General features: G+C 68.6%; 23 protein-coding genes. 6 read left to right on the top strand and 17 right to left on the bottom strand.

Going from position 1 to position 19,558, the window contains the following annotated elements; all coding sequences use genetic code 11:
* Positions 1-69 precede the first annotated feature (69 nt).
* From ACOJUJ_RS22765 to ACOJUJ_RS22750, 4 genes are all read right to left on the bottom strand, one after another.
* Positions 70-219: a hypothetical protein gene (locus ACOJUJ_RS22765; RefSeq protein ID WP_420129214.1), complete on the bottom strand. Its 150-nt coding sequence runs from the start codon at positions 217-219 to the stop codon at positions 70-72.
* A 2-nt stretch (positions 220-221) separates the two neighbouring features.
* Positions 222-680: a PadR family transcriptional regulator gene (locus ACOJUJ_RS22760; RefSeq protein ID WP_420129213.1), complete on the bottom strand. Its 459-nt coding sequence runs from the start codon at positions 678-680 to the stop codon at positions 222-224.
* Positions 681-1,184: 504 nt separating this feature from the next.
* Positions 1,185-1,511: a hypothetical protein gene (locus ACOJUJ_RS22755; protein WP_420129212.1), complete on the bottom strand. Its 327-nt coding sequence runs from the start codon at positions 1,509-1,511 to the stop codon at positions 1,185-1,187.
* Positions 1,512-1,557: 46 nt separating this feature from the next.
* Complete coding sequence (locus ACOJUJ_RS22750; protein ID WP_420129211.1) at positions 1,558-2,073, bottom strand: acetyl-CoA carboxylase biotin carboxyl carrier protein subunit; 516 nt, start codon at positions 2,071-2,073, stop codon at positions 1,558-1,560.
* A gap of 189 nt (positions 2,074-2,262) precedes the next feature.
* Between ACOJUJ_RS22750 and ACOJUJ_RS22745 the strand changes: the two genes are divergently transcribed.
* The 3 genes from ACOJUJ_RS22745 (at position 2,263) to ACOJUJ_RS22735 (ending at position 3,013) form a co-directional block, all read left to right on the top strand.
* Positions 2,263-2,454: a hypothetical protein gene (locus tag ACOJUJ_RS22745; protein WP_420129210.1), complete on the top strand. Its 192-nt coding sequence runs from the start codon at positions 2,263-2,265 to the stop codon at positions 2,452-2,454.
* Positions 2,455-2,485: 31 nt separating this feature from the next.
* On the top strand, positions 2,486-2,677 hold the full coding sequence (locus tag ACOJUJ_RS22740; RefSeq protein ID WP_420129209.1) for a hypothetical protein: 192 nt from the start codon (positions 2,486-2,488) through the stop codon (positions 2,675-2,677).
* A 111-nt stretch (positions 2,678-2,788) separates the two neighbouring features.
* Positions 2,789-3,013 carry a hypothetical protein gene (locus ACOJUJ_RS22735; protein ID WP_420129208.1) on the top strand — a complete coding sequence of 75 codons (225 nt, stop codon included), beginning with the start codon at positions 2,789-2,791 and terminating at the stop codon, positions 3,011-3,013.
* A 758-nt stretch (positions 3,014-3,771) separates the two neighbouring features.
* Here ACOJUJ_RS22735 and ACOJUJ_RS22730 read toward each other — a convergent pair.
* The 4 genes from ACOJUJ_RS22730 to ACOJUJ_RS22715 all read right to left on the bottom strand — a co-directional run bounded on the left by ACOJUJ_RS22730 (position 3,772) and on the right by ACOJUJ_RS22715 (position 7,615).
* Complete coding sequence (locus tag ACOJUJ_RS22730) at positions 3,772-5,154, bottom strand: class I SAM-dependent RNA methyltransferase (protein WP_420129207.1); 1,383 nt, start codon at positions 5,152-5,154, stop codon at positions 3,772-3,774.
* Positions 5,151-6,653, bottom strand: coding sequence for an acetyl-CoA carboxylase biotin carboxylase subunit (accC, locus tag ACOJUJ_RS22725; protein WP_420129206.1), 1,503 nt, complete (start codon positions 6,651-6,653; stop codon positions 5,151-5,153). The genes ACOJUJ_RS22730 and accC overlap by 4 nt, the downstream gene beginning before the upstream one ends.
* Before the next feature lie 222 nt (positions 6,654-6,875).
* On the bottom strand, positions 6,876-7,331 hold the full coding sequence (locus tag ACOJUJ_RS22720) for a type II toxin-antitoxin system VapC family toxin (protein ID WP_420129205.1): 456 nt from the start codon (positions 7,329-7,331) through the stop codon (positions 6,876-6,878).
* On the bottom strand, positions 7,319-7,615 hold the full coding sequence (locus tag ACOJUJ_RS22715) for an AbrB/MazE/SpoVT family DNA-binding domain-containing protein (RefSeq protein ID WP_420129204.1): 297 nt from the start codon (positions 7,613-7,615) through the stop codon (positions 7,319-7,321). Before ACOJUJ_RS22715 ends, ACOJUJ_RS22720 begins: the two co-directional genes overlap by 13 nt.
* Positions 7,616-7,693: 78 nt before the next feature.
* Here ACOJUJ_RS22715 and ACOJUJ_RS22710 point away from each other — a divergent pair, with 78 nt between their 5' ends.
* The 3 genes from ACOJUJ_RS22710 to ACOJUJ_RS22700 are packed head-to-tail and all read left to right on the top strand — an operon-like array spanning position 7,694 to position 9,668.
* Positions 7,694-8,914 carry a serine hydrolase domain-containing protein gene (locus tag ACOJUJ_RS22710; protein ID WP_420129203.1) on the top strand — a complete coding sequence of 407 codons (1,221 nt, stop codon included), beginning with the start codon at positions 7,694-7,696 and terminating at the stop codon, positions 8,912-8,914.
* A 41-nt stretch (positions 8,915-8,955) separates the two neighbouring features.
* The gene (locus ACOJUJ_RS22705; RefSeq protein ID WP_420129202.1) at positions 8,956-9,438 is read left to right on the top strand and encodes an MgtC/SapB family protein; all 483 of its coding nucleotides are present in this window, start codon (positions 8,956-8,958) and stop codon (positions 9,436-9,438) included.
* A gap of 44 nt (positions 9,439-9,482) precedes the next feature.
* Positions 9,483-9,668: a hypothetical protein gene (locus ACOJUJ_RS22700; RefSeq protein ID WP_420129201.1), complete on the top strand. Its 186-nt coding sequence runs from the start codon at positions 9,483-9,485 to the stop codon at positions 9,666-9,668.
* Between the two features lie 7 nt (positions 9,669-9,675).
* On the opposite strand, the gene ACOJUJ_RS22695 is transcribed toward ACOJUJ_RS22700, so the two are convergent.
* The 9 genes from ACOJUJ_RS22695 to ACOJUJ_RS22655 all read right to left on the bottom strand — a co-directional run.
* Positions 9,676-10,356 carry a cyclase family protein gene (locus tag ACOJUJ_RS22695; protein ID WP_420129200.1) on the bottom strand — a complete coding sequence of 227 codons (681 nt, stop codon included), beginning with the start codon at positions 10,354-10,356 and terminating at the stop codon, positions 9,676-9,678.
* Entirely contained in the window at positions 10,350-10,670 is a 321-nt protein-coding gene (locus ACOJUJ_RS22690) for a type II toxin-antitoxin system RelE/ParE family toxin (protein ID WP_420129199.1), read from the bottom strand. Before ACOJUJ_RS22690 ends, ACOJUJ_RS22695 begins: the two co-directional genes overlap by 7 nt.
* A complete protein-coding gene (locus tag ACOJUJ_RS22685; RefSeq protein ID WP_420129198.1) occupies positions 10,667-11,110 on the bottom strand; it encodes a DUF433 domain-containing protein in 444 nt (147 codons plus the stop codon). The genes ACOJUJ_RS22690 and ACOJUJ_RS22685 overlap by 4 nt, the downstream gene beginning before the upstream one ends.
* A 266-nt stretch (positions 11,111-11,376) precedes the next feature.
* On the bottom strand, positions 11,377-12,927 hold the full coding sequence (locus ACOJUJ_RS22680; protein WP_420129197.1) for an acyl-CoA carboxylase subunit beta: 1,551 nt from the start codon (positions 12,925-12,927) through the stop codon (positions 11,377-11,379).
* Between the two features lie 203 nt (positions 12,928-13,130).
* Positions 13,131-14,630: a S8 family peptidase gene (locus tag ACOJUJ_RS22675; protein ID WP_420129196.1), complete on the bottom strand. Its 1,500-nt coding sequence runs from the start codon at positions 14,628-14,630 to the stop codon at positions 13,131-13,133.
* A 442-nt stretch (positions 14,631-15,072) separates the two neighbouring features.
* On the bottom strand, positions 15,073-15,828 hold the full coding sequence (locus ACOJUJ_RS22670) for an energy transducer TonB (protein ID WP_420129195.1): 756 nt from the start codon (positions 15,826-15,828) through the stop codon (positions 15,073-15,075).
* Positions 15,829-16,031: 203 nt separating this feature from the next.
* Complete coding sequence (locus ACOJUJ_RS22665; protein ID WP_420129194.1) at positions 16,032-16,847, bottom strand: TonB family protein; 816 nt, start codon at positions 16,845-16,847, stop codon at positions 16,032-16,034.
* A 294-nt stretch (positions 16,848-17,141) separates the two neighbouring features.
* The gene (locus ACOJUJ_RS22660) at positions 17,142-18,236 is read right to left on the bottom strand and encodes an energy transducer TonB (RefSeq protein WP_420129193.1); all 1,095 of its coding nucleotides are present in this window, start codon (positions 18,234-18,236) and stop codon (positions 17,142-17,144) included.
* Between the two features lie 209 nt (positions 18,237-18,445).
* Positions 18,446-19,558 (bottom strand): S1 RNA-binding domain-containing protein (locus ACOJUJ_RS22655; RefSeq protein ID WP_420129192.1); only part of this gene is annotated, 1,113 nt, incomplete at its 5' end.

Raw genomic sequence — 19,558 nt, 5'->3', positions numbered from 1 at the left:
GGACGTCGGGATCACCCGTTGCCTCTGTTCCTCTCTTTTCCACCTCTGTTCCTCTGTACCCCCCGTCCGTTACTGCGTCAGCCCTGCCGTGGAGTCGGCGGCGACGGGATCATCCGCACCTTCGGCGTCCTCAGCGGCGAAGCGGGGCCACAGGCCGTAGAACGCCGCGGCGGGGTGGACGGGCCAGCCGTCGGGGTCCGGGTCTTCGGCCGCGTCCATCGTCAGTTCAGGCCCTCGATGTCACGCGCCGCGCGCTCCAGGATCTCCTTTGCGCGCTGCACCCACTGCTCGTCGCCCTGGTGGCGCATGGCGGCACGGAAGCCGGCGCGCCCCAGGTTGCCGAACGCGCGCCCCAGCACCGCCATCGCCGGCCCGAACATGAACGACCCCATGTCGTCCACGCGGGAGAAGATGTCGTCCACGATGCCGCGGTTCTCGTCCAGGTACCTGCGCCCTTCGTCCGTGATCTCATAGACCTTGCGCGTGCTCCCTTCCTCCTGCGTGGCGCGGGCGTAGCCCAGGTCCTCCAGCAGCGAGAGCGTGGGATACACCGTCCCCGGGCTGGGCGAGTACGCGCCGCCAAAGCGGTCCTCCAGCTCGCGGATGATCTCGTACCCGTGCCGCGGCTTTTCCGCGAGCAGGTTGAGCACCACGAACTTCAGGTCGCCGTGACCGAACATCCGCCCGCGCCCCGGCCTCCCGCCCTGCCACGGCCCGCCCGCGCCCCCGGGTCCGCCCGGTCCCCATCCAAACCCGAACGGCCCACCCGGCCCGCCACCGCGCCCTCCCCGTCCGCCGCGTGGCCCACCCTGCCACCCGCCGCCTCCGCAATGATGCCTGCCGAACATCTCCGCCTCCTTGTGAACGGAACCCGACCCCACTCACGATCTATCGAAAGATATAACTTACGATAGATCGCGATGCAAGATATATCGCAAGATGCATCGGAAGATCGTGAGCGGATGGAGAAGCGCGATACCGCGGGCGGGTTTCTCATCCGAGATCATAAGTCATGATCAGGGAACAAGATCAACTCCACCTCCGCCGCCCGGACTCAACCCAAGCGGTTTCATCGGCTCGCATCGAGCGCCGCCACGCCACCGTGATCGAGCCCATCGGTCCGATACAGAGAAGCGCCGGCGGACAGATCGTCCACCGGCGCTCGTCGTCATCCAACCGCTCGCCTACTCCGCCTGCGGCCAGCCGTGGTGCAGGTAGCCGAGCAGCGGACCGTCTGGTGCGGCGTACAGCTCGATGCGGTGCCGCATCCCCGCCTCACGAAACACGTGCGAGAGCTCGTCGAGCAGGCGCAGCGCGAGTTGGGGCTCGGCCTCCACCGTCCCGGTGAACAGCTTTCGCGTACCCTGCCCTCCCTGCATGTCGATTTCCACCATCCCGCCCCGCGCCCACAGCACGTCCCGGCCGTCACGGCCGGAGCGTCGTAACTGCACCGGCCAGCTTACCCGCTCCAGCAGGGGGGCCAGCACGGACAGTTCAACGGGTGAGATCACCTCACCGCAGAACCAGAGCGCAGCCACTTCCGCACGCACGGCTTCCTCACTCCAGAACGATCAGCGTGGCGCCCTTGTCCACCGTCTGCCCGGGCTGCACGGCGATGCTGGCCACAACACCGTCCGAGGGCGCCTTCAGCTCGTTCTCCATCTTCATCGCCTCCACGACCACCACACCCTGCCCCGCGCGCACCGCCTGCCCCACCTCCACCTCTACCTTGAGCACCAGGCCGGGCATGGGCGCCACGATGGTCTTGTCCGCCACGTCTTCGCCCGTCCCCGTCATCTCGCGGATGGCGCGCGTGCGCTCGTCCACCGCGTCGGCCGTGAAACGCTCCGCGCCGACGCCGATGCTCCAGCGCCCGCGCCGCTCGCCCGCCGTCGCGGCCAGGGCGTAGGAGCGGCCGTCCATCAGCAGGTGGCGCGTCTGCGTGCCGGGCAGGTGGCTCAGGTGCGCCTCCACGGGCGTGCCGTCCACGACCGGATGAGCGCCGGTAAGGTCCACCTCGAACTCACGGCCGGCGATGGTGACGAAGTAGCGCATGCGTTCAGTACCGCTCAACAGCGGGATTAGGGTTGATCGGAGGGCGCAGCAAGGTGCGCCCGGGCCCCGCCGCACCGCAAGCCCGTCGGCCGTCGCGTACGGCGACCCGTTGACGGCAGCCTTCCGATCAGACACGTTACAAGACACAAAGATGCAAAGCGCCGTCATCCGACGGTGGCCGTCGGCATCCACACCGTGAGGCACCTCATGAACAAGCTGAAGCTGGAGTCGCTCTCCGTCGAGACGTTCGAAACCGCCGGCACGGAAAATCGCACCCGCGGCACCGTCCAGGCCCATGCCTGGTCGCGGCTGGGCGAGCAAACCTGTGGCGGCATGAGCTGCGATTACGCGTGCATCACCGTATATGACTACACGTGCCGCAACGTCTGCATCGCGTAGCACACCACCACCCGCACGGAGAAAACTCGTGATGAACAAGCGGATGCTGGATACCGGGACCCTGCGCGTAGAATCGTTCGCGACATCACGCGTGAAGGGCAACGCGGCCGGAACCGTTCACGGGCACGCGTGGACCGTGTACGACGCAACCTGCCCCAGCCCCAGTTGCGCGGTGGTCTGCCGCACGCGGTACGACACGCCCTGCGTGGTGGAGCAGGCGTAAAGGCATCGGCGACCAGCTCTTGAGACAGCGAGCCGCAGAACACAGCCCGGCCGCCCCATCATCGTTGACGGCGCGGATCACCACCTGTCCCGCACAACAGGAGGCTGAACGATGCAGAAGCTGAATCTGGAGCTGCTCGCCGTCGAAACGTTCCAGACGTCGGATGCGGGCGGCACCCTGCGCGGCACCGTGCGCGGGCACGCGTGGTCGTATTACGAACCGACCTGCACCTTCGCCACCAGCGCTCCCGATATGTTCTGCGCCGCCGCCTGCGACAGGAGGGACGCGCGAATGCTTCGCGGTGCCGCACAGGAACCGAGCGTTCCTCGCGGGTGACGGAGCGGTGTGAAAGGACGAGCGTGGCCGCCCTTCACGGGCCGGGGCGGCCCGATTCGCATCACCGGGATTCTGGCCGACCTCGCGCGGCAGCGAGCCCTGCACGCCTGACACTCACGTCCGGCGGCTGCGTCGCACCAAACACAACGAGAGGAGATGTCCCCATGCGGAAAACCACGCTGGATCTCGATACGCTGACGGTCGAAACGTTCGAGCCGGGGAGCGGAGGGACTGTCGCACCGGCCAGCACCACCGTGGACGCGAGCCTGCAGTGGTGTGGCACGACATCGGGGGCGGGCCAACTCTGTCTGTATGAGTGCCAACCGAACAGCTATCCCCTCTGCCTGTGACTTCACCGCATCCGCGCGTGCGTCGGAACCACGTCGCAGGATCATAGATACCCGTTCGGGCCATCGGATCGTCGTCCGATGGCCCGGCTGTCTTTCCTGGACTCATACCATTTCTCTCAGTCCGTTGTGCAATCAGAGGAACGACGGAAAAACATCCCGCGGAGCCGCGGATAAACTTATGAGGCGCGGTGGCTTTTTGCGCGTTCCCCCCGCGCCTATTCTGTTTCTCCGCGCCTCCGCGTGAAAATCGTTCCCCTCACTGCACATCGAAATCCGGGAGATGGTATCAGACGGGATGGGGCGGAGACGTCACCGATCCGGAAAAAAGCGCCCGGTCCAGGATCATCGAAGACGGAGAGCGGGCACCCGGACGATGCGGAGCCCGCTCTTTCGCGCAACGATCGTTTCCTACGGATTCGCCACCAGAAGCGCCACGCTCTCCACGTGCGCCGTCTGGGGAAACAGGTCGAAGGAGCGGATGGATTTCAGCCGGTAGGCCGCGCCCATTCGCTTCAGATCGCGGGCCAGCGTGGCGGGGTTGCAGGAGATGTAGATGATGCGCTTCGCCGGCGCGGCGACCAGCGCGTCCGCCGCCTCGCCCGCGATCCCCGCGCGCGGCGGGTTCAGGATGACGAGATCCGCCGGCAGGTGCTCGCCGATCAACGCCTCCACCGGCCCTTCGACGAACACGGCCCCCTCCGGCGCGCTCCGCCGCGCCTCCGCCACCGCGTCCGCATCCAGCTCGATCCCCGTCACGCTGGCCCCCGCACGCGCCAGGCGACGCGCGTGCAGCCCGATGCCGCAGTAGGCGTCGACCACCCGCAGCCCCGCCACCTCGCCGGCGAGATCCATCGCATGCACCTCCAGCAGCGCGGCGGCGGCGCGGTTCACCTGCAGAAACGAGGCGCCGCTCAGCTCCACGGTCTCGTCGCCCCACGTTTCCGGCAGCCCGGGGGCTCCCGCGATCAGTTCGGGGTCCGCTTCGCGCGGACGGTGCCAGACGGAAACCAGCCCGGGCACCGCGGCGATCAGCTCCTGGGGCCGTCCGGGGAGAAAGCCGCCCTCCACCAGCAGCGACACCTCGCCCGCGGCATTGGTCCGCAGCGTAAGCCGCAGCTGCTGGCCGGAGGGAAGGCGGCGCGCGTCCGGCCCCCAGTGGGCGCGGATGCCGTCCCACACCCGCCCGATCGCCCCTTCGAACAGCAGGCAGGCGCCGTCCAGGTCAACGATCTCGTCCGGCTCGCCGAGGGCGTGGAACCCCGCCACCACGCGCCCATGCTCCAGCCGCCGCAGGGCGAACGAGACGCGGTTGCGGTAGCGGAACTCGTTGGGCGACGGCACCACCTCCGGCGCCTCCACCGCGATGCCGCCTATGCGCGTCAGCGCGTCCGCCACAATGCGCGACTTGGCCCGCAACTGCGCGTCGTACGGCATGTGCTCCAGCGTGCACCCGCCGCAGCGCGCGTAGAACGGGCACGGCGCGTCGCGCCGCTCCGGCGACGGCTCCAGCACGCGCAGCAGCCGCCCGCGCGTCCAGCGCTCCTTTTTTTCCGTCAGGACGATCTCCGCCAGGTCGCCCGGCGCCGTGCGATGCACAAAGGTCACGCGCCCGTCCGGCAGCCGCCCCACCCCCTCGCCCCCCGCCGCGATGGAGTCGATGCGCACGCGGACCGGAGCCGGCGCGCGGCGCGGACCCTGCGCCCCCGGCCGGCCTCCGCCCCCGCGCCCCCGTCCGCCGGATCCACGCGAGCCGCGGGAACCACCGGAGCCGCCGCCGCGCCGTTCGCTCAACGCCCTCTCCAGCCGCCCGCGCGTCCCCGCCAGGCGCTTACGCCGGCCCCCACGGACGCGGCGACGCGCGGCACCGCGCGCTGGTTGCGGCGCTCCTCCTCCAGCAGCGCCGCCGCGACCGCCGCCGCCCGCAGCAGCTCCTCGTCCGGCTCCGTCGACAGCAGGTCCGCGTGCGTGTCCAGGTACTTGATGTCGATGGTGCCGGCGCGGAAGTCCGGTTCGTCCATCACCCGCAGGTGGAACGGGACGGCCGTGTCCACGCCCTCCACCCGCAGCTCCAGCAGCGCGCGCTTCATCCGATCGATCGCCGCGATGCGCGTGGGCGCGTAGACGATCAGCTTGGCCAGCATGGGATCGTACGAAAGCCCCACCTCGAACCCCGGCACGATCCCGCCGTCCCAGCGCACGCCGGGCCCGCTGGGCACCACCAGGTTCTGGATGCGCCCCGTGGAGGGCAGGAACGAGTTGGCGGGATCTTCCGAGGTGATGCGGCACTCGATGGCGTGCCCCTCGATGCGCATGTCGTCCTGCGTGAACGGCAGCGCCTCTCCCGCCGCGATGCGGATCTGCCACTGCACCAGGTCCACCCCCGTCACCAACTCCGTGACCGGGTGCTCCACCTGGATGCGCGTGTTCATCTCTAGGAAGTAGAAGGCACCGTCCTGGTACAGGCACTCCACCGTCCCCGCGCCCTCGTAGCTCACCGCCTTGGCCGCCGCGACCGCCATCTCGCCCATCGCCGCGCGCTCCTCAGGCGTGAGCACGGCGGACGGCGCCTCTTCGATCAGCTTCTGGTGGCGGCGCTGGATGCTGCACTCGCGCTCGCCCAGGTGCAGCGTGGTGCCGTGCCGGTCCGCCAGCAGCTGGATCTCGATGTGGCGCGGCCCCTCCAGGTACTTTTCCACGTAGACGGACCGGTCGCCGAACGCCGCCTGCGCCTCGTTCCCCGCCGCGTCGAACGCCTTTTCGATCTCGTCCTCGCCGCGCACCACGCGCATCCCCTTGCCGCCGCCGCCCGCCGCCGCCTTCAGCAGCACCGGGTAGCCGATCTCGCCCGCCACCCGCCGCGCTTCGGCCGCGTCCACCAGCGCCTGTGCCGTGCCGGGAACCACGGGCACCCCCGCGTCGATCATGCGCTGGCGCGCCGCCGTCTTGTCGCCCATCGCCGTCACCGCGTCCGGCGAGGGTCCGATAAAGACGAGCCCTGCGTCACGCACCGCGTGGATGAACGGCGCGCGCTCGCTGAGAAAGCCGTAGCCGGGGTGGATGGCCTGCGCCCCGCTCTTTTTCGCCACCTCGATCAGCACGTCGCCGCGCAGGTAGCTCTGCGCGCTGGGCGCCGGGCCGATGAGGTACGCCTCGTCCGCCGCCAGCACGTGCGGCGCCAGGCGGTCCGGCTCGGAGTACACGGCCACGGCCTTGATCCCTAGCTCGTGCGCCGCGCGGATCACCCGCAGGGCGATCTCGCCCCGGTTGGCTACAAGAATCTTGTCGAACACCGCTGCCCTCGGGCGGATGTGGATCAGCGCTCCCGGCTCGCCGCGTCCCGGCGAAGGGCCCCCAAACTACAACCGGCCCGCCGTGTTCGCGAGACGGCGCGGCGCGGACGATCGAGAACAAGGGGGTCACGGCACGTGCTGGCCCAGCCGCCCCACGCCGATCGTGGTGAAATCGTCTTCGTACGGCTCCTTTTCCTCGGTCGAACGGAAGATGCCGATGGATCAGTTCACGTGGTCGTCGAACAGCCAGACCTGGATCCCCTCGGATTCCACACGCCGCAGGCGCTGGTCGTTGGTCACCAGCCACTGCGCCCCCTCGTCGAGCGCCGTCGCCACGTGCAGCGCGTCGGGCGTACGCAGGTTATGCTCGGCGCGCAGTCGCGCCGCCGTGTCGGCAACCGCGGCGGTCACCTCCAGCAGCTCGAAGTTGGGGATGCGCTCCAGCGCGGCCCGCGCCTGCCGCGCCGCGGCCGGGTTGCCGGCCCGGTACGCCGGGACCAGCACCTCCGCCAGCAGCAGCGCCGACGCCGCGGCGGTGAGCTGTCCGGCGTTCACCCGCTCCATCCACTCAGAGGCCGCCGCGAAGTACCGGGGGTTCCGCTCGAGGTAGTAGACGATCGACACGGAATCCAGGAGAATGCGGCTGCCGTCCGGAACGTCGGAGGTCAGCGGTCCCATTCGTCGCGCGAGCGCTGGATCTCATCGGCGGCGCCGGCCCAGATTTCGGACGGCAGCGCGCGAAGCTCGTCGAGCGCCGAGCCGGTGTTCTTGAGCAGTACGATGCGGTCTCCCTGAAAATCCATGAGAAGCTCCTCTCCGGGTTGTACGCCCAGCCGCCGGCGGTAGTCGGCGGGGAGCGTGATCTGGGACTTGCTGCTCAAACGGGTTCTGCGCATGCGCACCTCGCGGTAGGTTGCTTTACCGAAAGGTAAAGCAAAATGCCAGCCGCGTAAATGGCGCATCCACCCCAACGCTTGCCCGTCCGTGTTTCCGCCGCTATGTAAAGCCATCCTTTACGACCCTGTAACGAGAAACGATCCGTGCGTCCCTACAGAATCCTGCTCGCGATTACGGCCCTGCTCGTCGCCACCGCGGCGCAGGGACAGCGCACCTACGTTCCCGGCCCCGGCGGCGACTGGGAGCGGCGCTTGCCGGCGCAGGTGGGGATGGACGCCGCCGGTGTGGACTCCGCCGTCACGTTTGCACTCGCCAGCGAGAGCACGGCGCCGCGCGACCTGGAAATGGCGCACCACCAGACCTTCGGGCGCGAGCCGTTCGGCGAGCCGGTGGGACCCTTCGCCGAGCGCGGCGACCCGGCCGGCATCATCATCCGCCGCGGCTACATCGTGGCGGAGTGGGGTGATCCGCACCGCGTGGACATGACGTTCAGCGTCACCAAGAGCTTCCTTTCCGCCGTCGTGGGCCTGGCGCTGGACCGCGGGATGATCCGCGACGTCAACGAGCCCGTGGAGCCCTACGTGGGCCCCGTCTTCGTCCTGCCGCCGGAGGGCGGCGGCAGGCACGCGGGCGGGCTGGGCGAGGGCCGGCCGCTGCGGCTGTTCGACACCGACCGCGAGCGCGGCATCACCTGGGACCACCTGCTGCGCCAGACCAGCGACTGGGAGGGCACCCTGTGGGGCAAGCCCGACTGGGCCGACCGGCCACTGCAGAACCCGCGGGAGTGGCTCACCCGCGAGCGCCTGGCCCCCGGGGCCGCGCACGAGTACAACGACGTCCGCGTAAACCTCCTCGCCCTTGCGGCGCTCAGCGTCTGGCGGCGGCCGCTGCCCCAGGTGCTGCGCGAGCACGTGATGGATCCCATCGGCGCGTCGCCCACCTGGCGCTGGACGGGCTACGAGAACTCCTGGGTGCTGATGGACGGCGCGGCCGTGCAGTCCGTGAGCGGCGGCGGACACTGGGGCGGCGGCATGTTCATCAGCGCCCGCGACATGGCCCGCTTTGGCCTGCTCACGCTACGCCGCGGCCGCTGGGGCGACCGGCAGGTGCTTTCGGAAGCCTGGGTACGGATGGCACTCACGCCCACCCCCGTGCAGCCCAACTACGGCTTCATGAACTGGTACCTGAACACGGACCGCAAACAGCTCCCCAGCGCGCCGGCCACCGCCTTCGTCCACCTGGGGAACGGCACCAACGCCATCTACGTCGATCCGGAGCACGACCTGGTGATCGTGGCGCGGTGGATCGCCAACCCCGCGCTGGACGGCCTGGTGCAGCGCGCGATCGCCGCCGTCGAGCGCTGATCAGCCGTGAACCCATCGATTCACTTCAACCGTCTCAGCGGATGAACTTCACCACCCTGTCCCCCGCGATCCCGCTGCTGGAGATCCTGCTGCGCCTGGGCGTGGCTACGGTCATCGGCTGCGCGCTGGGACTGAACCGCGAGATCCGCGGCAAGCCCGCGGGAATGCGGACCCACGCGCTGGTGGCGCTGGGGACCGCGCTGGTTACCCTCACCGGGATGGTGCTGGCGGGGCAGGACGGCGAGTTCGACAGCAACTCCGTTTCGCGTGTCATTCAGGGCGTCGTCGCCGGCATCGGCTTTCTGGGAGGCGGCACCATCCTCAAGTCGGAGACGGGCGACCAGATTTCCGGCCTTACCACGGCGGCCAGCCTGTGGGTGGTCGCCTGCCTGGGCATTGCGTGCGGCGCCGGCCTGTGGCTCATGGCCGTGATCGCGCTGGGCCTCGCGCTCTTCGTGCTGATCGCGGGCGAGGCGGTGGAACGGGTGCTGCACCGGCTGATCGGCACCCAGGGCGGCGGATGACGAACGCGCCACCGGCCGGGCCGCCCTTCTACCGCTGACGAACCATGCGCGAATCCGACGCTCCCCCGCCCGGCGATCCCTCCATGCGCCGCAGCCGGCCGTGGGCCTTCATCATCATGGGGGTGATCGTGATCTTCATCATCTGGTTCGCGGCGGAGAACTGGGGTACGCGCCGTCCGGGCGGCGGTGACACCAGCGGCCCGGGCCCCAACCAACAGGCCACCGAGTGACGCCTCGTCAGCCCACCGCGGCGAACGCGCGCACGGGAAAGGTGCCAAAGCCCTTTACCTTCACCGGCACGGCGTAGAAGCGGAAGCCCGCGTCCGGCAGCTGCTCCAGCCCGCGCAGGTGCTCCGCGACGGGGATCTCCGCGCCCAGCAGCACCGTGTGCACCGGCCGCACGGGATCGGCGGTGTCGTCGATGTTCAGCGAGTCGATCCCCACCAGCCGGGCACCCCCGTCCCGCAGGTGCTCGGCGGCGGCACGGGTAAGGAACGGATGCGCCTTGAAGTACGCATCGGTCCCCCAGTGGGCCGCGTGGCCGGTGTGCACCAGCACCGCCTTGCCCGCCACGTCCACCCCCGCGAACGCCTCCGCGCCGATCCCCCGCCCCGACCGCTCCGTCGCGCGCACCACCACCGCGTCCAGGTCCGCCACCCACTCCAGCGGCAGCTCGGACAGGTCCTTGCCGTCCGCGAAGCGGTGGAAGGGCGAGTCCACGTACGTCCCCGTGTTCGCGATCATGTCGATGCGGCCGATCTGGAACTCCGTCCCCTGTGCGTAGATCTCCCGCGACGCCTCGCGACTCAGATAGTCGCAGATGATGGGCGCGGGAAACCCCTTGAGCGTGATCGTCCCGTCCTCGATCGTGTGGCTCAGGTCAATGAGCCGCCGCGCGTCCCGTATCTCGTTTACCATTCCGACTCCTCACTGGATTCCAGCACGAGATCATCCTCCGTCAACTCCTCTCGCGAATGCTTGAGCGTAACGATGGAGACCTTGCGAGGTTGGGGAAGATAGATCATGCGGTACGGCGCCACGACAAGCTCTCGAAGCGGAAGGTCGGAATGTCCGCGCACCTGCTTGCCGCTGTAGGGGTATTCCCCCAGCCGTGCCGACGCGTCGAGCATCTTCTCGATAAACGTCCACGCCGCGTGTGGCCGGTCCACCGCGATCCACGACGCCTCCGACTCCAGTTCCACGATCGCGCGGGGAGACCAGATGACTGTCACCCGGGGAACTGCTCCCGCAGGTATGCGGCAGCCTGATCGTGCGGAATACCATGACCGGCTTCGATCTGGCGCAGCCCATCGGAAATGCTGTCGATCAGGTCGAGGTCATACGCCAGCCGTTCACGCTTGCGCTCGACGCTGCGCAGCGTGCCCGCGATAGTGACTTCGGCCTGATAGGGCGCCGCCGTTTCCCGCACGAGGGATCCGCTGCGGCGCGGCATCTCGTCCGCCGTAGGGTAGCGCACCCCGCGCTGCACCGCGCCGCGCGCAAAGCGCACCGCCGCCACGATGTCCGATGCGCTAAGTCCCGGATGCGCGCGCAGCAGGTCGGCATGGCTGTCGCCCGCCTGCAGCGCTTCCAGGATGGTGTCGACCGGAGTTCCGGTGGAGGCGACGATCGCCTGGCCCGTAGCCCCGTCGTGCAGGATCTCTCCATTCATCGTTATCCTCCCGTCCAGAGTGTCCGAGGGGCAAAGCTAATCGGCACTCGGGCACCCCGGAATCCCCCCGCCCCGACTGCGCCACACGTGGTACAACGCCCCACCATCCGTCCAGGCTGGACGCGAAAAACCCGATCAGCAAGCAATCGCCTTGCTGATCGGGTTCTTCGCAATCCACCTGATGACCGCACCCCACGTTTCGCTGCCGGTCCAGCGCCACAACTCCGCCACCTCAGTAACGGGTTGGGCGGAGCCCGGCGCCCGCGTCAGAGCGGGATGTTGCCGTGCTTGCGGGGCGGGTTGCTGTCGCGCTTGTTCTGCAGCATGTCAAAGGCGCTGATCACGCGGGCGCGCGTCTCCCGCGGGTCGATCACGTCGTCCACGTAGCCGCGCGCGGCGGCGGCGAACGGGTTGGCGAAGCGCTCCTCGTAGTCCTTCTGCCGCGCCGCCGCCTCGGCCGCGGGGTCGTCGGCGCCGCCGATCTCGCGGCGGTACAGGATCTCCACCGCGCCCTTGGCGCCCATCACGGCGATCTCGGCCGTGGGCCAGGCGTAGTTGATGTCGCCGCGAATGTGCTTGCTGCTCATCACGTCGTACGCGCCGCCGTACGCCTTGCGGGTGATGATGGTCACCTTGGGCACCGTGGCCTCGCAGAACGCATACAGCAGCTTGGCGCCGTGGCGGATGATGCCGCCGTGCTCCTGCGCCACGCCGGGAAGAAAGCCGGGCACGTCCTCGAACGTGAGGATCGGCACGTTGAACGAGTCGCAGAAGCGGACGAAGCGCGCCGCCTTGACCGCCGCGTCGATGTCCAGCACGCCCGCCAGCACCGCCGGCTGGTTGGCCACGATGCCGATGGAGTGCCCGCCCGCGTGCGCAAAGCCGCACAGGATGTTGCCCGCGTAGTCCGCGTGCACCTCGTAGAACTCGCCGTCGTCCACCACGCGCCGGATGACGTCGTGCATGTCGTACGGCTTGTTGGGGTTGTCGGGGACGATGTCCAGCAGTTCCTCGTCCGCCCGGTCGAACGGGTCCTCGGTGGGCCGGCGCGGCGGGTCCTCGGCGTTGTTCTGCGGGATGAACTCGAACAGGTGGCGAATGCGGTGCAGGCACTCCACCTCGCTCTTGAGGGCAAAGTGCGCCACCCCCGACTTGGCCGCGTGCGCGGCGGCGCCGCCCAGCTCCTCCATCGTCACGTCCTCGTGCGTCACCGTCTTTACCACGTTGGGACCGGTAACGAACATGTAGCTCGTCCCCTGCACCATGTAGATGAAGTCGGTGATGGCGGGGCTGTAGACCGCGCCACCGGCGCACGGGCCCCGAATGGCGCTGATCTGCGGGATCACGCCCGACGCCATGGTGTTGCGCAGGAAGATGTCGGCGTAGCCACCCAGGGAGACGACGCCTTCCTGGATGCGCGCGCCGCCGGAGTCGTTCAATCCCACCACCGGCGCGCCGTTCTTGAGCGCCAGGTCCATGATCTTGACGATCTTGGCCGCGTGCGTCTCGGAAAGCGAGCCGCCGAACACGGTAAAGTCCTGTGAAAAGACGTAGATCAGGCGGCCGTGGATGGTGCCGTAGCCGGTCACCACGCCGTCGCCCAGGTACTTTTCCTTCTCCAGCCCGAACTCCGTGGCGCGGTGGACCACAAAGCGGTCCAGCTCCACGAACGAGCCCTCGTCCAGCAGCACGTCCAGCCGCTCGCGGGCGGTAAGCTTGCCGCGTTCGTGCTGCGCCTTGATGCGCTTTTCGCCGCCGCCCATCTCCGCCTGGCGGCGAAGCTCCTCCAGCTGCTCCAGCTTTTCCCGCATCGACATCGCGTGCCGCCCGTGCTCTTCAGTGTGAAGGATCCCGGAAAGGGCGGCAATCTACCACGCCGGTGCCGGGCCCGCACGGGTGACGCACCAAAGCGACGGGCAGAGCCGGTCGATCCCGGCCCCGCCCGTACAATCAGGTCATCGTAGTCCCCGTCCTCTCAGCCCCAGGGTGGCTCGGTACACCCCGGTGTGCCTTCGCTCCGTCAGCAGGAGCGCGAGGTGTTGAAGTAGACGCTGGTCCCGTTGCTGTCGGTCACCGTGCCGTAGGCGGTCAGATAGCCGCTGCTGTAGTAGCCGCCGCTGGAGACTGTCTGGCACAGGACCATCGCCTTGCTGGTGCCGCCCTGGTCGTAGTACTCGTTCGCGGAGCCGTTCCAGGAAAAGGAGTACCCGGTCCCGCTGCCGCCGCTGGCCGTGGCGGTGCAATCGATCCGGTTGTAGTAGTCACGCCCTCCGGGGCACGTGACCGTGGCGCTGAGCGGGGTGCCCGTGGGCGGAGGCGAAGTGGAGAGCAGCGAGCTCAGCAGGCGGTTGTACGAGCCGGTGCCGACGTTGGTGAGCTTGTTGAGGTGCACCGCGTTGATGATGGCGGAGTTCACCATCGCCGGCGTGGCGGTGGTGTTGTTCTGCAGGTACAGCGCGGCCACGCCCGCCACGTGCGGCGACGCCATCGAGGTGCCGCTCAGGGTGGCGGTGGCCGTGCTGCTGGTGTGGTAGGCGGAAACGATGCTCGCACCCGGCGCGAACAGGTCCAGGCACTTGCCGAAGTTGGAGGTCGACGAGCGCGCGTCGGAGGAGGTGCTGTTGCCCACCGTCAGCGCGTTCGCCACACGCGCGGGAGAGTAGAGGCACGCATCGTCGGCGTTGTTGCCGGCCGCCACGGCGTACGTCACCCCCGCCGCGATGGAGTTGGCGACGGCGTTGTCCAGCGAGGTGTTGCCGAGGCCGCCCAGCGACATGTTCGCCACGGCGGGCTTCACGTGGTTGGCCGTCACCCAGTCCACGCCCGCGATGACGGTGCTCCACGGCCCGTTTCCGCTGCAGTCCAGCACCCGCACCCCAACCAGGCTCGCGGACTTGGCCACGCCGTAGGTGCTGCCGGCGGCCGTGCCGGCCACGTGCGTGCCGTGGCCGTGGCAGTCAGACCCGTTGCCGCCGAACCCGTCGTACCCGGCCGTGGCGCGGCCCCCGAAGTCCACGTGATCGTAGCGGATCCCCGTATCCAGCACGTAGATGCGCACGCCGGAACCGGTCGCGGTGTAGGTGTAGCTTCCGCTAAGCGGCAGGCTCGCCTGGTCGATGCGGTCCAGCCCCCACGGCGGGCTGGTCTGCGTGGCGCCGACGCTGGCGATGCCGTCCTGCTCCACGTACGCAACGTTCGGGTTGCGGCGCAACGCCTCCACCGCCGGTGCGGGCAGGGTGGCCGCAAAGCCGCGCAGCGCGTGCTGATAGCTGTGGTGGAGCTTGCCCCCGTGCGTCGCCGTCAGCCGCGCGGCCAGCCCCGGCGCGTCGGCCGTGCCCTGGTGAAAGACGACGATGTAGCGATCGGGGATGCCCTTGCCGGGCGCCGCCGACAGCAGGGGCGCGGCCGCACCGGGAGCCGCTGCCTCCGGAGCCGCCGTGGTGGGCGCGTCGGCGCACCCTGCCGCGACGGCGCCGGTCGCGAGCAGCGCCGCCAGCGTACCGAACCTGGAGATTCTCATACCTGTTCTTCTCCTGTCGTGAGACGAGCGATAGAGGCGGATTCTCCACACAATAAATGTCGGTTGTAGATAAGGTCAAGTCACCTGTTTATACCGAATCCGCAAAAACATTGGGCACGCAGAGGAAGCGGAGGAAGCAGAGAACTGCGTGTAGAACCTCTGCTTCCTCTGCTCCCTCTGCGTGAAAACCTGCAGTTGGGGAATACGGAGTGTATTCGCGGATCAGGTATTATCTAGAGGACGGTCTTGATCGGGGTTCGACGAAGAAAGATTGGAGTGCTTGCGAATCATCGGCTTGTGCCTTCGAGTGGACCCCGTGGCCCTCCACCCCTACCCCGTCGCGGCCATCAACCGACACCGACGCGATCTCCGGCCACGAAAAAGGGGCGGCGCTCCACGCGCCGCCCCTTCGAATCCTTCAGCCAGGTGAACCGTCCGCTTCTCAGGGTCGGTTGCGGGGGCGCATGGACGGCGGCGGGGCCGTCCAGTGGACTGGCTGCTCCACCCACACGCGCACCGGCTGCCCGTTCAGCCGCGCGGGGCTGAACCGCAGCACCTGCACGGCGCGCAGCGTCGCCTCGTCGAACCGCGGGTCGGTGGAGCGCGTTACGCTCGGCGTGTTCGTCGTTCCGTCCGCCTCCACGCGAAAGCGCACCCGCACCTCCGCCTGCATGGACGCATCGTAGCTCGTAAGCGGATACTCGCGAGCCAGCACGTCCCCGAACTGCCGGGCGTTCAGCAGGCGCGGCGCCTCGCCGACGGCCGTGATCTCGTACACGGTCGTGTCTCCCTCCAGGACCACAGGAGCCGTAGCGGCCACCACGCGCCAGGTAATCGGCTGCTCCACGCGCACCGCCACCGGCCGCCCCTGCACCTGCGCGGGGGTAAACCGCAGCAGCGACACCGCCTGCACGGTCGGCGTGTTGAAGCTGGAATCGGGCGTCGACAGCACGCGCACATCGACGGGCTGCCCATCCGGGCGCACCACGAAGGCCACCTGCACCATCCCGCCCACCCCCGCCTCGCGAAGGTGCTGCGGATAACCCTGGTTAAGCGCGGTGATCAGCTCCGAGGCGTTCTGCGGGCGGGGAAGCACCTCCACCTCGCTAAGCTCGTAGACGCGGGAGGAATCCGGCGGCGTCTGCTGCGCGGCGGCGGGGGCGGCGGCCAGGGCGAGGAGAAAGGCAAGGTGGCGCATGCTGGGATCGCTTCTGCTGATGTGCGAAGCCGGACGGGGATCTCGGCCTCCGAGGGTATAACGAGCGGGAGGCCAAGCAATGGACACCGGAACGTATGAGGATCAATACATCCGATTTCCACGAACCGCAATCCATCTGGCCCCCCGACGTCGAACAGAACGCGGAACCGAAGCTCCGCGCCCCGGCGAGATGCGAGCCGCGATCAGGGGCGGCGGGCAGGTGGAATTGCCGGACGCGGAGGTGGCGTCCAGACGATCGGCTGCTCCACCCACACCTTGACCGGCCGGCCGTTTACCCTGGCCGACCTGAAGCGCAGAACCCGGATGATGCGTACCGTCACCTCGTTGAACCGCACGTCGCTGGAGCGCGTCACCTCCGGCACACTCACCCTGCCATCCTCGCTTACCTGGAAACGCACCTGCACGGTCGCCCCGACGGGTCGATGGTCAGCGCCAAAGGGATAATTCTGGGTAAGCGCCCTCTTAAAGGCCGGCCCGTTGAGGGGGCGGGGGAGCTCATCCACGTCGGCCATCTCATACACTCCATCGATCGGTTCCGTGGTGGCCCCTCTGTCTCTGACTTCCACACCCCTGGCCACGCCTCCGCCCACGCCCCCCGCGACGCTCAGGCCCTCGCCCACGCGCCAGATGATCGGCTGCTCCACCCGCACCGCTACCGGACGCCCCTGCACCTGCGCCGGCGTGAACCGCAGGAGCGACACCGCCTGCACGCTGGGCGCATCCAGGCCTGGATCCGGGGTGAGGATCACGCGGACGTCCCGCGGCTCGCCGTCCGCACCCACTACGAACGCAACCCGCACTAAACCGCTCACACCCGCCTGGCGCAGGTGCGGCGGATATCCCTGCTGCAGCGCCTCGGCAAATTCTTTTGAATTTCGCGGGCGGGGAATCACGTCCACCTGGGTCAGCTCGTACACCCGGGCGGAATCCGCCGGCGTCTGCTGCGCCGCGACCGGAGCGGCGGCGAGCAGCGTGAGAAGGACGGCACGTGTGCGCATGGTGGGATCACCTTGGGGTTGCGTGCGGACCCGGACGGACTGGCGGCCATCAGGGCGGGACACGCGTAAATGATGATGAAGACCAATGAAAAATATCAGAATCGACGCGTTCGCATTCCGACCAGCCACAATCTAATCCGATCGCCGGAAGAAAAAAGGCGCGGAGTCAAAGCTCCGCGCCTGTGATCCCTGCTTGGCAGATGCGGCGAGCCTGTGCGGCCGTCTTACCCGGCTCAACAATCGGTGACGCTGCACGGATTGGGCGGCGGTGTCATCCGGCGCCGCTCGGACTGGTTACGGGGGCGACGTTGCTTTCTTGCCGGAGACAACCCATTGGATCGGCTGCTCCACCCACACTTTCACGGGCCGGCCATCCTTTCTGGCGGGGCGAAAGCGCTGTACCTGGAGCGCACGCAAGGTGGGCTGGTTGAACGCGGCGTCAGTGGAGTGCGTGATGGTATGCCGGCTGGTCGATCCGTCCACTCCGATCAGAAAGCGCACCTGCACGCTTCCCGTGATCCCCGCGTTACGCAGGAGAACCGGGTATGCACGTGCCATCGCCTGCGCGAAAACGGCTCCGTTCACCGGTCGTGGCAGCTCGTCCACCGCGCTCATCTCGTACCCATCTTCCGCATTGCCCGAAGACGCCGCCACCCGCTGGGTCCATTCCAGCGGCACCTCCATCCACACCCACACCGCCTCCCCCTCGTGGTGCGCGGGCTGAAAGCGCAGCTGCCCCACCGCTTCCAGCGACACCGCGTCGAAGCGTGGGTCGTTGCTTTCCACCACGGCCGGGTAACGGGGCTGGCCGGCAGGGTCCACGGCAAAACGCACCCGGACCAGGGCCGCGGGATTCTCGGCCCGAAGCTCCTGCGGATACAGGTCGCGCAGTGCCTCGTTGAAGCCCCGGATGTCGCCCGGCATGGGCCGCACCTGCACCGAGTCGGCATCGTAGATCTGGATGGAGTCCGGAACCACCGGCACCGTCCGGGCGGCCACCACCGGCTCCGCGCGCCAGGTGACGGGCTGCTCCACGCGTACGGCCACGGGCCGCCCCTGCACCTGCGCGGGAGTAAACCGCAGCAGCGACACCGCCTGCATCGTCGGGGCGTTGAAGGCGCTGTCGGGCGTGGTCAGCACGCGCACGTCGCCCGGCTGGCCATCCGGCCCCAGGACAAAGGAGACTTGCACCGTGCCGCCCACCCCCGCGTCGCGCAGGTGCGGAGGATATCCCTGCCGCAGCGCCGCCGTGAACTCCGCCGCATTCTGCGGCCGCGGCAGCGCCTCTACCTCGGTCAGTTCGTAGACGCGGGCGGAATCCGCCGGCGTCTGCTGCGCCGCGACCGGAGCGGCGGCGAGCAGCGTGAGAAGGACGGCACGTGTGCGCATTATGGGATCACCTATGGTTGGGTGCGGAGCGGACGGACTGGCGGCCGCCGCGAGGGACATGCGTGAACGAGGATGGGACAGCGGGAAGTGTCAGAATCGGGGCGGCCGCACCCTGACCGGCCACAATCTAATTCGATTGCCACAAGAAAAAAGGGCGCGGAGCCTGAAGCTCCGCGCCCTTTTTGTTCCTGCGGCCCAGCGAGCGAGGCTTACGCCTGCTCTTCGTCGGAAGCCGGGGCTTCCTCGGCGCTGGCCGTGGTCTCGCTGCCTTCGGCGTCCGTCGGAGCGGACTCCGCGGCCGGAGCCTCGGTCTCGGCGACGTCGTCCGCCACCGGAGCGGCGGCCGGCGCCTCGGCCACGGGGGCCTCACCCTCGACCGCATCGGTGATCTGATCGTTCACCGACGTGTCCTCACCCTCCGCGGCCGCCGGAGCGGCCGGGGTGGCAAGCTGGATGAACTGCGGCTCACCGCCCTCGAACTTGGGCACGCGCACCACTTCGCAGACGATACGGTGGTTGGCCGCGTCGACCTCGCTGATGCGCATGTCCAGCACGTCGCCCTCGGCGAACACGTCCGCCGGGTTCTGCAGGCCGGTCACGCCGATCTGCGAGACGGGCACAAAGCCCTCGACGTCGTTGCCCAGGTCCACCGCCACGCCCTTGTCCTGCAGGCGGCTGATGGGACCGGCGATCTCCTGGCCCACGTGGTACTGCTGGGCGATGTCGCCCCACGGGTCGTCCTGGGTCTGCTTGAGGCCCAGCGAGATGCGCTTGTTCTCGGCGTCCACGCCCAGGATCACCACATCCACGTCGTCACCCTTCTTGACGACCTCGGACGGGTGCTGGATGCGCTTGGTCCAGCTCATGTCGGAGATGTGCACCAGGCCGTCGATGCCCGGCTCGATCTCGACGAAGGCACCGAAGCTGGTGAGGTTGCGGACCTTGCCGCTCAGGCGCGTGCCCACCGGGTACTTGGCCGGCAGCGCGTGCCACGGATCCTCCTCGATCTGCTTCATGCCCAGCGAGATCTTCTCGCCCTCCGGATCCACCTTCAGGATCACGGCCTCGATCTCGTCACCCAGCGTGACGATCTTGGACGGGTGGCGGACGTTGCGCGTCCAGCTCATCTCGCTGATGTGCACCAGGCCCTCGACGCCCTTCTCCAGCTCGACGAAGGCACCGTAGTTGGTGATGGAGACCACCCGGCCGCGGACGCGCGCGCCCACCGGGTACTTCTTCTCCACGTCCTTCCACGGGTACTCCTGAAGCTGCTTCAGGCCCAGCGACAGGCGCTCGCGCTCCCAGTCGATGTCCAGGACCTT

The sequence above is a fragment of the Longimicrobium sp. genome (assembly GCF_048594345.1).
Classification (GTDB): Bacteria; Gemmatimonadota; Gemmatimonadetes; order Longimicrobiales; family Longimicrobiaceae; genus Longimicrobium.
Note: the sequence above shows the minus strand (reverse complement) of the source record. Positions and strands in the feature narration are given on the sequence as shown.